General features: G+C 72.7%; 8 protein-coding genes. 2 read left to right on the top strand and 6 right to left on the bottom strand.

The features are described from left to right. Positions 1-379: 379 nt before the first annotated feature. The 4 genes from J5X07_RS00365 to J5X07_RS00350 form a co-directional block, all read right to left on the bottom strand. Positions 380-1,915 (bottom strand): glycosyltransferase, encoded by a 1,536-nt coding sequence (locus J5X07_RS00365; RefSeq protein ID WP_243896145.1) that lies wholly within the window; start codon positions 1,913-1,915, stop codon positions 380-382. A gap of 207 nt (positions 1,916-2,122) precedes the next feature. Continuing rightward, positions 2,123-2,761 (bottom strand): TetR/AcrR family transcriptional regulator, encoded by a 639-nt coding sequence (locus J5X07_RS00360; RefSeq protein ID WP_185732124.1) that lies wholly within the window; start codon positions 2,759-2,761, stop codon positions 2,123-2,125. Between the two features lie 529 nt (positions 2,762-3,290). Continuing rightward, positions 3,291-3,620: a putative heavy metal-binding protein gene (locus J5X07_RS00355; protein WP_124932875.1), complete on the bottom strand. Its 330-nt coding sequence runs from the start codon at positions 3,618-3,620 to the stop codon at positions 3,291-3,293. A gap of 100 nt (positions 3,621-3,720) precedes the next feature. Next, complete coding sequence (locus J5X07_RS00350; protein ID WP_124932874.1) at positions 3,721-4,233, bottom strand: SprT-like domain-containing protein; 513 nt, start codon at positions 4,231-4,233, stop codon at positions 3,721-3,723. 174 nt (positions 4,234-4,407) lie between these two features. Between J5X07_RS00350 and J5X07_RS00345 the strand changes: the two genes are divergently transcribed. Both J5X07_RS00345 and J5X07_RS00340 read left to right on the top strand, forming a co-directional pair. Then, positions 4,408-5,403 (top strand): hemagglutinin, encoded by a 996-nt coding sequence (locus tag J5X07_RS00345; RefSeq protein ID WP_185731959.1) that lies wholly within the window; start codon positions 4,408-4,410, stop codon positions 5,401-5,403. Positions 5,404-5,994: 591 nt separating this feature from the next. After that, positions 5,995-7,521 (top strand): phospholipase D-like domain-containing protein, encoded by a 1,527-nt coding sequence (locus tag J5X07_RS00340; protein ID WP_124932873.1) that lies wholly within the window; start codon positions 5,995-5,997, stop codon positions 7,519-7,521. 89 nt (positions 7,522-7,610) lie between these two features. Here J5X07_RS00340 and J5X07_RS00335 read toward each other — a convergent pair whose 3' ends face one another. Both J5X07_RS00335 and J5X07_RS00330 read right to left on the bottom strand, forming a co-directional pair. Then, entirely contained in the window at positions 7,611-12,527 is a 4,917-nt protein-coding gene (locus tag J5X07_RS00335; protein WP_208478306.1) for a DUF3418 domain-containing protein, read from the bottom strand. Between the two features lie 516 nt (positions 12,528-13,043). Beyond that, positions 13,044-13,631, bottom strand: a complete 588-nt coding sequence (locus J5X07_RS00330) for a dihydrofolate reductase family protein (RefSeq protein WP_124932871.1) — start codon at positions 13,629-13,631, stop codon at positions 13,044-13,046. Positions 13,632-13,708: the final 77 nt, after the last annotated feature.

Here is a 13,708-nt window from a genome sequence, read left to right as displayed (position 1 = left end):
AGGCCGACCCCAGCTCGCCGGGGCCGGCTGCAGATCACCGGCGTTGCCCGCGGATCTCCGGTCTTGTCAGCACTCCGCATCCCCAGGACCCCTCCGATCTACCGACAACCCCTGCAATCCACAGACAACCCCGGCGATGAAGGTCATTCAGAGAGGCGCCGACCATGCGTGTTTGCCCGGGTCAGGACCCACTTCCCTCGGTCTGTGAACAACCTTCAGCGAAGGTCATTCACAGACCGGCGCAGATGGCCCCCGACCTGGTCGAACGAGGGCATCGTGGCATCTGTGAATGACCCTCACTGAACCGTGGTCCTGTGCCCAGATATACCGGGGTCCGAGTGCCGGGGCCCGGATCCGGGGGCGCTGAGGACGGCCGGGCTCAGGCCAGGGCCAGGGCTCGCTCTTGGGTTGGGCCCAGGGCTGCGCAGGCGCCCGCCGGGGCGGCTCCCGGAAGGCCGGTGGGCGCCCCCGGCCCCTCCAGCAGCTCCATGATCGCCCGGGCCGCCTGGCCGGGGCCGTCGAGGCCGCTCATGAGCCCGGCCATCTGCGCGGCCCTGGCCCGCATCTCCTCATCGGCCAGGGCCTGGCGCACCAGTGCGGCCCAGTCGGTGGAGGCCACCTGCTTCTGCGGCAGCAGGCGTGCCGAGCCGAAGGCCACGCAGCGCTGCACATTGAAGCGCTGCTCGAACTGCAGGGGGATGCCGATGAAGGGCCAGCCCTGCGTGCAGCTGGTCTGGACGGTCCCCTCACCGCCGTGGGTGATGGCCAGGTCGATGGCCCCGCCCAGGCGATCAGCGGGCAGCCAGTCCGTGACATGCACGTTGGCGGGAAGGCCGGTCAGATCCTCCTCGTGCAGGTAGTTGCGCACGGGGGCCACGACCTGGCAGGGCGCCTGGCCCAGGCCGCGCAGCACTGATAGCGCCAGGTCCCTGTTGCCCGAGGAGCCGATGGCGAAGTAGACCACCGGCTGGTCGCCGTCGGCGAGCCGGGCCACCAGCGGGGGGACCGGGCCGGGCAGGCGGGCGAAGATGGGGCCGACGACGCGGTGGCCCGCAGGCATCTCGAGGTGCTGGGGCAGCAGATGCGGGGCCGAGGCGATGAGGTTGAGGTCGGCGGTCAGGGCTGCGGCCACATTGCGCGCCAGGTCCACGCCGTGATCAGCGGCCACCTGGTAGAAGGACCGGGGCAGGGGCACGCGGGAGGCCACGGTGCGGAACAGCCCGGCGGCGGCGCGGTCGATCACTCGCTGCCGCCGGGTGGTGCGGGGCAGGAAGCCGGTGGTGCCGTAGGAGCGCGCGATGCTCACGTGGGGCAGGGAGTAGGCGAAGGGGCGCACGAAGACCAGCGGCACGGACTCCGCCCGCGCCGAGATGAACTGGCTCGGGGTCACCCCCACCACCACGGCGCTGGCGCACAGCCTGCGGATGAGCGCGCGCTCGCTGGCCACCCGCTGGGAGAGCATGGTGCGGGTGAAGGGGTGGCGGTGGCCGCGGCCCTGGTCGAAGTCCAGCGCCTGACGGGCCTGCTCGTCGGTCAGGAGCGGCTCCTGGAGGATGAACTCGAAGCCCGCCTCCTCGATGAGCTCCCTGTTGCGGGGGGAGAAGCCCGTGAAAACACAGTCCACGCCCTCGGGCATGCGCTTGGCGACCTCGATGCCCCGCGTGACCTCGGCAATATTGATGGTCTCGGGGGCGAAGAGCACCCGGCAGGCGTGTCCGGAGGGGCGCGGTGCTTCGTGGGATGCCGGCCGGAGGGGCCAGGGCCCGGCGGGACTCGGGGCGGCGGTGGGGGTCCGGCGCGGTGCCGCGCCGATCGCGGCCAGCTCGGCGGGCGTGAGGATCTCGGCGCTCAGGACGGCGGGGTCGTTGAGCGCGGGACGCTCATGGGGCGTCCCGACCCCGGTGCTCGCCGTCATGCTGCGCCTCATCGTGAGCTCTGACATGGGAGGGCCTTCCCTGGAACCGGTATGATGGGGATAATTGAGGAACAGGGCTATTGGATGGCCTGTTTAATTGCGGTTCAGGATAGCAGGCGGCCGCCGGTCGTGCCAGATGCTGCGTCAATATGCCCGGCCCGTCGGCGCAGAGGCCGGGCCGCCGCCAGGGACCGGCACTCGCGGTGCCTAGGGGACCTGCGGCTCCTGGGGCTGAGATCCCCGGTCCTGGGCGGCCGGCCCCTCACAGGGCCGCCCCCGCCCCGTGGGCACGAGGGCGTGAAGGGTCCGGATCATCATCCCCGCGACCTCGTCGCTGTCGATCTCCGGGTGCTCCAGCCACTGCAGGCAGGTGGCGATGACCGTGTTGGTCCAGGTGCGCAGTGCGAAACGGGCCTGCTCATCGGTCAGCGGGATCGAGAGCAGATTGAGCAGGATCTCCTCGAACCTCACCTGGCTGGTGCGGATCGCCTCGCCGATCACCGGATCGTTCTCCAGCCCGCCGATGTGCAGGGCCCGGTAGCCCATGGGCCTGCCCTGGACGTAGGTGATGTAGGCAGTGACGACTTCCTCGATGCTCTCGGCACCGGCGATCCTGTGCACCTGGCTGATCTCGTGGGCCACGATGGCCCGGGCGAGATCGATCTTGGAGGGGAAGTAGTGGTAGAACAGCGCGCGCGAGACCCCGGCGCGCTTGGCGATCTCGTTGACGGATATCTGCGTCAGGGAGCCGGTGGCGAATATCTCCAGGCCCACCGCCATGATCTCCTCCCGGCGCTGCTCGGGACTGAGGCGACGGCGCTGCTCTGGGGCCTGGGAACTGCTCACGATGGGGAGCCTACTGGTTGGGCGCGGTGGTGCCCGGGAGGCCGGCCCGCCTCCCGGGCGCGAGTCTCTCCGGGTCCCTGCGGGGCCAATGATCCCCGTGCTCCGCGCGGCGGTGCCCTCCGGGGGCTGGGTGGGGGAGGGGTAAGACTTGACCCTCGGGCCCGCCGTGGCGGGCCCGAGGGTCCAAGCCTCGTGAGGGGCCCTCTGCCACCCGGGTTCCCATGCACCCGGGGAGATGGCCTCCTCCTTCACCGGAGCGGTGGCCCCGGGCTCCCTAAGACCCGGTGCCGGCCTCGGAGACCCGGTCCGTCATCAGGCTCCCCAACCCTCGGGACCGGTTCCGTCCGGTGGTGATCACTATGTAACGCGACCACCCTGGAAGAACCCACCTCCTCGCACTGTGAACCACCTGGGAAATCCGGCGGTCTGCCGCCCGGTGGCGGGGAGCCCCGCAGGGCGGGCCATCGACGGGTCCTGGGGAGGCTCGGGCCCCGCTGCGGGCCGCTGCGCCGCCGCGCCGAGCGGCGCCTCACCGGGGGGCGGAGAAGCGCACGGCCGTTCCGGAGGCGGTGACCATGAGCATGCCGTTGTCGCTGCCCAGGGTCTCGTAGTCGACGTCGACGCCGACGATGCCCTCGGCGCCGAGCTCCTGGGCCCGCTGGACCATCTCGGCCAGCGCGGTCTCGCGGGCCTGCATGAGCTCGCGCTCGTAGGCCTCCGAGCGCCCACCGACCATGTTGCGGAACCCGGCGGCGATGTCCTTGAACATGTTGACGCCGGCGATGGTCTCCCCGAAGACGACGCGCAGGTACTGGGTGACGGGGTAGCCCTCGACGGTGGGCGTGGTGGTGACGATCATGATGGCTCTCCTGGAGTCGGTGGTGTGCTGATCGGCTCCAGGGTAGTGGGATGCGGCGCCTCCCGGCCCGCCGGCATGTCAGTGCTGCGGCGCGATCGCCCTATCCGCGGAGGATCCGTGCCAGGGAGCGCGCGTACTGGGGCCCGATCTCCTCGGGGCTCACCGGCCGTCCCTCCAGGCTCCAGGTGATGAGGTGCTCGGGGTGGAAGCGCTTGGCGCACCGTGAGCAGGACACCGGGCGGGAGGGGCGCCTCATGCGGTCCACCTCGTGCCCGGCGGGGCACCGGCCCACCCAGCGCCCCCGCAGCCTCGGGGAGCCGGGGGCTGCCAGCCGCCTGCCGCTGGCCCCGATCCTGCGCGCCTCGGCGCTCCACACGGCATCGTGGCCGTGGCCGGCGCCCACGCGGGCGTGCGCGATCTCGTGCAGGACCGTCTCGCGGACCTCGGACTCGGGGTAGAGGGCCATGAGATGGCGGCTCAGTGTGATCCGACGGCGCGCATCGTCGGTCTGCCCCGCCCGTCGTCGGGCGCGATCCAGCTCCAGCCCCCAGTGGCCCACACCGTGCTCCTCCATGAGCGCGCGGGCCAGGACCATGACGTCGGGGAGGTGCACGGGAGTGATCCTAGGCCCTCGTGCGGCTGTCTCCGCGCCGTCCGCGCGGGGCCGCCCGGAACGCCCGGCACCGGGGCCCTGCCCGGCTCCCCGCCGCCGGGCCATGGGGCCGTCTTGCCGCCCCCTGGGGCGAAGGCGCTGCACCGCGGGAGAGAAGAGCGGAGATGTGGGAATATGTCGGGGATGTCCCCTCCCTCCGCCGGCCCGGGCCCCCGGGCCCACCGCAGCCCCCGTGGGCCGGGCGCCCCGCGCCGGGCCCACGCCCCTGGGCGCGCCCGCCCGGCGCGTCGGCGCCCGGCCCGCCGTCGGGCCCCGCGCCGCCTCCTGCGCGGCCCGCTGGGCATCATCCTGGCCGCCTTCCTCATCACCGTCCTCATCGGCCTCGTCGTGCTGCGCCTGAGCGGCGACCAGCCCCAGTCCACGGCGGCGCCCGTCTTCACCGAGCCCGCCGCCGTCGTGCCCGACCACACCGGCTTCGAGGCCGCCAGCATCATCGACGACGAGGTCTTCTACGACTCCCAGGCGATGACCCGGGCAGAGGTGGACGAGTTCATCCTCCGGGTCAACGAGGGGTGCATGCCCGGATTGGACGGCACCCCGTGCTTGGCCCAGGCCGCCTTCGACATCGAGGCGCGCGCGGCCACCACCTTCTGCCCCGGTCGAATCGAGCCGCACCGGGGCGCTAGTGCCGGCCGGGTCATCTGGGAGGTGGCCCAGGCCTGTGATATCAATCCGCAGGTCCTGCTGGTCCTCATCCACAAGGAGCAGGGGCTCCTGACCGCCTCCGGCGCCAGTCTCACCGCGCGCGACTACGAGGCCGCGGCCGGCTACGGGTGCCCCGACGGCGCCGCCTGCGACACCCAGTGGTCGGGGTTCTTCGCCCAGCTCTACGGGGCCGCGTCCCAGTACCAGCGCTACCGGCTCGATCCGGGGGCCTATGACGTTCAGGCGGAGGTCCCGGTGCGGATCGCGTACTCTCCCGAGGCCCGATGCGGCTCGGCGGAGCTCACGGTGGCCAACCAGGCCACCGCCGCGCTGTACAACTACACGCCCTATCAGCCCAATGAGGCCGCTGCGAGTGGCGGGGACGGCTGCACCGCCTGGGGGAACTGGAACTTCTACGGGTACTTCCGCGTCTTCTTCGGGGATCCGACGCCCTCGCGCGCTTAACCGGCCCCAGCGCTGGGGCGGGCCGGCCCGGGAATACCGCGCCCCGGTGATCCGACCCGGATGAGGGGAAATGACAAGGGGGTTATTCTCTACCAATCCGTGATTGGCGATGGGGTCTGTGCGGGCGATCGTGAGCGGCCGGCGCAACAGGCTGCCATCATCATGGCGCCGTTATCAATTCGTTGCCTGCCGTCACCGTATTGATGCGCTTTTCTCAGTCTTCTCCCAGCGCTGCTCCAAGGTTTCTCTCAGGGTTGGTCGGCAGAGTTCTGCTTACCGCTGGACGGGGGCGGTCGCGAGGTACTGGGGAGTACTGCTGACCGGCTGTCGCCGAGTCCGGGCCACAGCCAAGGGAATGTGCTCGGGCGCTCCAGTGAAGGAGGACCCGCTGCCGAATGGGAACCGGTGAGCGACCTCGATGCGAATGGCCCGACCCGGTGGATCCATACCGGGGCGGGCCTTCGCAGCATTCCGGCCCCGGAGCGCCGGTCGGCGCTCCGGGGCTCGCCCCTGGCGCGGTGCCGACGACGGGCCTGCCCGCACGCCGGGAGCGTCCACCGCCTCCCCGTCCGTCCGTGACATCATGCGGCCATGACGATGCCCCCGCTCCTGGCCGCCATCTGGGTCGTCATCGAGTACGCGATCAAGATCGCCGCTTTGGGGACGGTCCCGGAGAACCGCCGCCCCTCCTCCTCCACCGCCTGGCTGCTGCTCATCTTCCTGCTGCCCTTCGTCGGATTCCCCCTCTACCTGCTCATCGGCAGCCCATGGGTGCACGGCAAGCGCCTGGAGCAGCAGAACACCGTCAACGAGGTGACCCTGGAGTACACCCGCAATATGCCCGACCTGCCGGTCGGCGCCGGCCCCTCCACCGCGCTGACCGGGGTGCTGCGCATGAATCGCGAGCTGACCGGGCTGCCCTGCGTCACCGGGGAGGTCATCGCCATCCACTCCGAGGCGCGGGCCACCTACGCCGAGATGGCCCGCGCCATCGACGAGGCCACCGACCACGTCCACGTCGAGTTCTACATCATGAGCTGGGACGAGGTCACCGACATCTTCTTCTCCGCCCTGGCGCGGGCGGCGGCCCGAGGGGTGACGGTCCGCCTCCTCATGGACCACCTGGGAAGCCGCAAGTACCCGGGATGGAAGGAGCTGGGGCGCAGGCTGACCGCCGCGGGCATCCGCTGGCGCCTCATGATGCCGCTGCTGCCGCACAAGCGGCGCTGGCGGCGCCCCGACCTGCGCAACCACCGCAAGGTCCTGGTGATCGACGGCGAGCGGGCCTTCATCGGCAGCCACAACATCATCGACCCCACCTACCGCCTGCGCCGCAACCTGTGGGCCGGGCGGACCTGGGAGGACCTGTCGGTGGAGGTCACCGGGGAGATCGTCGTCGAGGCCCAGGCGGTCTTCGCCATGGACTGGTACTTCGAGTCCGGTGAGCAGCTCGAGGCCCTCGAGCTCGCCCTGGGGGAACCCGCCGAGACCCTGCCCGAGGGCTCCGGGCTGCCCGGTGTGCCCGTGGGCCGGGCGGCGCCCCAGCCGGGGCGGCCCGGCGCCGTGGTCAATGCCATGCAGCTCATCCCCTCGGGCCCGGGCTACCCCACCGAGCCCAACCTGCGCATGTTCGTGGCGCTCATCTACGGCGCCAAGCGCCGCGTGTCCATCACCAGCCCCTACTTCATCCCCGACGAGGCCCTCCTGACGGCCATGACCTCCGCGGCCTACCGGGGGGTGGAGGTCGAGCTGTTCGTGGGCACCGAGTCCGACCAGTTCATCGTCAACCACGCCCAGCGCTCCTACTACGGGACCCTCCTGGCCGCGGGCGTGCGCATCTACCGCTACCCGGCGCCCACGGTCCTGCACGCCAAGTACATGACCGTCGACGACGAGGTGGGGGTGATCGGCTCATCGAATATGGACTTCCGCTCCTTCGCCCTCAACTACGAGCTCATGCTCCTGGCCTTCGGGGGCGACCTGGACGACCTCCTGCGGAGGAATGACGCGGACTACCGCGCCGTGTCGACCGAGCTGACCGCCCAGGAGTGGGCCAGCGAGCCCTGGTACCGGCGCTATGTGGACAATGTCTGCCGCCTCATGTCGGCCATGCTGTGAGCCCCGCCCCTCGCGATGCCCCGGCGGGCACGGGACCACGGCCCGGCCGGCTTCTCCTCGTGGCCCCGCACCCCTGACAGGGGGCGGCCTCAGGCGATCGTGGCCAGGAGCTTGGTGATGCGCTGGGGGCTGACCTTGCGGGAGGTCCCCAGGGTCTGGGCGAACAGGCTCACCCGCAGCTCCTCGACCATCCACCGGGCCTCGGCCAGCCGGGCCTCGCGCTGCGCATCCGGGGGCAGGGGCGCCGCCCGGGCCCGGGCCTGATCGAGAGCCGAGACCACCTGGGAGACCTGGTAGGCCAGGGCCGCGTCCTGGGAGGCCGCCGACGGCGAGGAGGCCGCCCGCTCCACCCTCATCGCCAGGGCGCTGAGATAGCGGGGCAGATGGGCCAGCTGGTCCTCCGGCGTCGCCGAGACGAAGCCGTCGAGGACCAGCGCGGCGGCCTGCTCGCGCACCTCCTGGAGCGTGGTGAGCAGGGACAGCGAGCTGTGGGCCCCCACCGCCCGCTCGACCTCGCGCTGGGCCGACAGGACGCGCACGACGATGAGTGCGAGGCGGTGGATCTCATCCTCCAGCTCCTCGCGCATGACCCCTGCCAGCTCGGTGAAGGCGGTGCGCTCCCGCAGCTGGTTCAGGGGCCGCTTGGTCGCGGCCGCCCACCGGCCGGCCGTGCTGCGCGCCGCCGCGAGCTGGAGGTCCGCCACCAGGGCCTCCGTGCTGGGGTAGGGGGAGGCCGCCAGGGCGAGGGCCTCCTGCCCGCTCCACCGGCTGCTCACCCTGCCCGTGGGAAGCCTCGTGCGCGCCAGGGCCAGGGCGATCACCCCGGCGCCGTGCTCACGGGCCTGGGCGGCGGCGTCGGGAAGGATGCGCAGATCCGCGCTGGGCGCCTGACCGCGGCCCGCCGGAGCGGCAGGGGCGGCGCTGCCGGCCCGCTCCGGGCGCAGCGGTGCCGCACCCCCCGAGGCCAGGAGAGCGGGGTAGCCGCGCACCACGAGGCCCGCCCGCCCAGTGGATTCCACCGTGGCCGGGATCGTGGAGCGCTGCGGGTCCCCCAGGCCCGGCACATCGCTGGGCCAGTCGGTCAGCCCCTCGCGCTCGGCCAGCCCCGAGCGGACCGCGGCCCCTCCAGGATCCGGCTGGGGCCCCGAGCCGGGAGCCCCGGAGCCAGTGCCCATGGGCGCCGAGGATCCGGCTCCGCCCCGGGCCCCCGAGGGGCCCGTGCCCCGGGCTCCGCCGTCGGCGCCCGGAGCGGACCGGCGTCCCGCGGCTCCTTTGCGGCCCTTGCGCCCGTGGGAGCCCTGGCGGTCCTGGGCCTCCTCCATGGCCCGGGCCAGGGCGCCGCGCACCACGGAGCGCACCGCCTCCTCCGTCCTGCCCGACAGGCGCCGGCTCAGGGCCACCAGGTCCTTGGAGCGCCCCAGGACCTGGCCGTGCTCATCGGTGGCCACGAAGGCCATGCGCAGGTGGTCGGGCAGGCGCTCGGCGGCCTCCTGCCAGTCGGCCTCGGTGATCTCCACATCCTTCAGCCGCCTGACCGCGGCGCTGAAGGCCTCCTCGAAGGGGACCTCGGGCGCCGAGGCTCCCGGCGGCGTCGGGCAGTGCTCCACCAGGGCGGCATGGATCTGCGCCCCCACATCGGGAGCGGGCACCAGTAGACGGCGCACCCGCTTGGGCAGGGCCCGGATCGTGGCCACGCACAGCTCGGGGCGCATGCCCGGCACCAGCCAGTCGAAGCCCTCGGGGCTGAGGCGCCCCAGGATCTCCACCGGCACCTGCACGCTCACGCCGTCGTCGTGCCTCCCGGGCTCGAAGACATAGGCCAGGGGCAGGGTCAGGTCGCCCTGCACCCAGGTGTCGGGGTATCCGCTGGCATCATCCCCACCGGGCAGCACCAGCTCGCGGGTGAAGTCCAGCAGCTCGGGGGTGGCACGGCGCTGATCCTTCCACCAGGCGTCGAAGGCCGCCGCCGAGGTGACCTCCTCGGGCACTCGGTCGTCGTAGAAGTCGACGAGGGCCTGGTCGTCGGCCAGCAGCCCGTGGACGCGACGACGGCGCTCCACATCCCCCAGCTCCTCGATCAGGGCCCGGTTGCGGGTCACGAAGGCATGGCGGGCGTGCCACCCGCCCTCGACCAGGCCCTGGCGCAGGAACATCTCGCGGGCCACCTCCCGGGCGGACCCGGTGCCCACCGAGGCCAGGGTGGCGGGGCGGTCCGCCGCCAGCGTCATGCCGTAGAGCATGACCTTCTCATGGACCATGGCGGCGCCCTGGCGCGTGGACCAGTAGGGCTCGCCGTAGACGCGGCGCAGCAGCCCGGCCCGCTCGGCGGCCTCCTCGACCCACCGGGAGTCCACCTTGGCGACCGTGCGGGCGAAGAGCCGGGAGGTCTCCACCAGCTCGGCGGTCATCACCCAGTCGTAGGTCTTGCGGCGCAGCCCGCTTCCCGGCCAGATGGTGAAGCGGGTCCCCCTGGCGCCCGCGTAGTCGCGGCGCCGCTCATCCCAGTTGCCCACATTGGACAGCAGGCCCGTCAGCAGGCTGCGGTGGATGGCATCGGCATCCGGGGTGTCGGCGCTGCGCCCCAGGGCGACCACGGCGGCCGCCACGCCCCCGTGGGCGATCTGGGCGGCATGGGAGCCGGGCTCCAGGGCCTCGGTGGCGGCGCGGATGGCGCGGGCGGTCGGCAGCTCGATGGGGGCGGCATCCAGGCCCAGGGGGCGGGCCAGCTCGCGCAGCTGGGCGTGGACGTCCTGCCACTCGCGCACCCGCAGGTAGTGGAGGAACTCGTTGCGGCACATGCGGCGGAAGGCCGAGCCGGACAGCTCGCGGCCCTGGGTGCGCAGGTAGCGCCACAGGTTGAGGTAGGTCAGGAAGTCGCTGGTGGGGTCGGCGAAGCGGCGGTGCATGGCATCGGAGGCCTCCTGGCGGTCGGCCGGGCGCTCGCGCACATCCTGGATGGACAGGGCCGCCACGATGACCATGACCTCCCCGGCGCAGCCCAGCTCCCCGGCCTCCAGGAGCATGCGCCCCAGCCGCGGGTCGATGGGCAGGCGGGCCAGGCGGCGCCCGATGGCCGTCAGCCGCGGGCCGCGCCCTGCGCCGCCCGCGCCCGCCCCCGGGGGGTCGATCGCGCCGATCTCGGTGAGCAGCTGGAGGCCGCTGCGCACCTGACTGGGGTCGGGCGCGTCCAGGAAGGGGAAGTCCTCGACGGCGCCCAGCCCCAGGGCCGCCATCTGCAGGATGACGCTGGCCAGGGAGGTGCGCAGGATCTCCGGCTCGGTGTACTCCGGGCGGGAGTCGAAATCCGCCTGGGAGTACAGGCGGATGGCGATGCCGTCGGCCACGCGCCCGCAGCGCCCCGAGCGCTGGTTGGCGCTGGCCCGGCTGACGGCCTCGATGGGCAGGCGCTGGACCTTGGTGCGGTTGGAGTAGCGGGAGATGCGGGCCAGGCCCGGGTCGATGACATAGCGGATGCCCGGCACCGTCAGCGAGGTCTCGGCGACATTGGTGGCCAGGACGATCCTGCGCGTGGAGTGGGCCTGGAAGACCCGGTGCTGCTCGGCGGCCGACAGGCGCGAGTAGAGGGGGACGATCTCCACGGCGCCGGGGGCCGGGGAACGGCCATCAGGGGTGTAGCGGGGCCCCAGGTGGTCGATGAGGGCGGCCTCGGTGTCCCGGATGTCCCGCTCCCCGGCCAGGAAGACCAGGATGTCGCCGGGACCCGCCGCCATGAGCTCATCGACGGCCTCCAGGATGCCAGTGACCTGGTCGCGCTCCTCCTGCGGGCCGGGGCCGGTGGGGCGGGCGCCCCGGGAGCGCCGTCCCCGGCCCCCCTGGCCCGAGACGGGGGCCGTGGCCCGCGCGGCCTCCCGGCGCGCCCGGGCGGCCGCGCGCACCTCGGGGTCGGGGGAGGTCAGGGCCTCCAGCTCGGCCTCGCTCAGCTCCCCCGGTGCGGCGGGCCCGGGGGAGGGGCGGCCCTGCGCCCCACCGGCGGATGCGGCACCCTCCTGCGGGCCGTCGGGGGCATCGTCGTCGGCGATGAGTGGGCGGTAGCGGATCTCGACGGGGTAGGTGCGCCCGGAGACCTCGATGACCGGGGCCGGTTCCACCGCGGCGGGCTCCTGGCCCCCCGGGGAGGCGCCGGCCGCGCGCTGCCCGAAATGGCGGGCGAACCGCTCGGAGTCGATGGTGGCCGAGGTGATGATGACCTTGAGGTCCGGGCGGCTGGGCAGCAGGCGGGCCAGGTAGCCCAGGATGAAGTCGATGTTGAGGCTGCGCTCGTGGGCCTCGTCCACGATGATCGTGTCGTAGCGGGAGAGCTGGGGATCGGACTGGATCTCGGCCAGGAGGATGCCGTCGGTCATGAGCTTGACCAGGGTGGTGGGTCCCACCTCCTCGGTGAAGCGCACCTGGTAGCCCACCACGCCCTCGCGCCCGATGCGGGTGCCCAGCTCATGGGCGATGCGCTCGGCCACGGAGCGCGCGGCGATGCGGCGCGGCTGGGTGTGGCCGATCATGCCGGTGACCCCGCGTCCCAGCTCCAGGCAGATCTTGGGCAGCTGGGTGGTCTTGCCGCTGCCCGTCTCCCCGGCCACGATGACCACCTGGTGGGCGCCGATGGCCTCGGCGATCTCCTCACGGCGGGCGCAGACCGGGAGCTGCTCGGGGTAGATGATCGCCGGCACGGCCTGACGGCGGGCCTCGACCTGCGCAGGGGTGTAGCCGGGCCCGCCGCGGGGGCGGTGGCCGGGCCCGCCGCGGGGGCGGCCCTTGCGCCGGCCCCGGCCGTGCCGGCGGTCGGAGGAGGTGCGGGGATCGGTGCTGCGCCCCTGCTCCTCGCTGCTGCGCGTGCGGTCGTGATCGGCCGCGGCGCCGTCGGTGCCGGCGGGCTCTGCGCCCTGCCCGACCTCGGCGCCGCGCCCCCGGTGCTGGCGATCGCCGTGGCGCGCGGCGTCGGCCGCCCGCCCCTGCGCGCTGCGGTTCTGCTCGTCCTGGCCGTGTTCCATAGGGGGCCCATTGTTCCCTACTGCTCCCCACGCGGGCGCCGCCCTGCGCACGCGCTGCGTCACAGGGGCTCTCCTGCCGTCCAGTCCTGCTGGGCAGGGCGGGGCGCGCCGCTGCGGGTGGGCGAGCGCGCCGGGATGGCCGACGGCGGGGGCCGGGCCGGCGCAGATACCGGTGAGGCGGACACGTTGGGCGTCACTTCGCGACAAGGGCGTCACTTCGCGACTTGAGCGATACCTGTAAGTGTCGTTCATTCCGCGAAGTGACGCCCTTGTCGCGAAACGACGTCGATTCTGAAGGTCGCGAGCCCTCAAGCGTCCTCGGCGCCCGGCCGTCGAGCACTCGCGATGGGGCCGTGCCAGCCGCCTGTGCAGCAGACCCGGGGCCCAGCTCGTGCGGGGCTCCACGAATCGGTGCTCGGAGAGCTATCGCATCTCCGGCTGCCGGGCATCGGGATACCGGCGCGGTGGCGGCGATGGCAAGTCGGGCTGTGCTGCCCGTCCCCTGTCAATCGGATGTCAATCGGAGCGGTAGACGCGGTAGGTGGCATGGACCAGACCGCCCTGGCCGGTGTGGGAGGCCACCAGCTCCAGGCGGATGTCCTGCGGCAGGGCGCCGAAGAGCGGCAGGCCTGAGCCCAGAAGGACCGGTGCCCAGGCCAGGGTGATCTCGTCGATGAGATCCTCGCGGAGGAAGGACTGGATGACCCTTCCGCCATCGACGTAGACCTGCCGGGCGCCCCGGGCATCGAGCAGCGCGACTGCCTCCTCCAGGCTGCGTGCCTGTGTGATCCTGGGATCCCCGGCCTCCAGCGCGGTGGACAGCACGATGACGCCCAGGCCCTCATAGGGCCACTCCCCGAAGGTGAGGACCTTCTCATAGGTGCCCCGCCCCATGACCAGGTGATCGATGCTGGGCAGGAACTGCTCCCACTCCAGGGCGCGGGCACTGGAGTGCTCACTGGAGCCGGGTCCCTCCGGCGGATGATGGCACGGCCCAGGGGCGGGATCGGTGAGCCATTCGATCGCACCGTCGGGCCGGGCGATGAAGCCGTCCAGGCTCGCCGCGATGAAGGCCCTGCCCCTCCACAACCGCTCACCGACCACTGCTGCTCCCCTGCTGAATGCCGCCAGTGAATGACCCCGGAAGAGTACCGCGCCTCCCCGGTCGGGGTGTCCCTCGC

This window comes from Actinomyces bowdenii (assembly GCF_017592395.1).
GTDB classification, from domain to species: Bacteria; Actinomycetota; Actinomycetes; order Actinomycetales; family Actinomycetaceae; genus Actinomyces; species Actinomyces bowdenii.
Note: the sequence above shows the minus strand (reverse complement) of the source record. Positions and strands in the feature narration are given on the sequence as shown.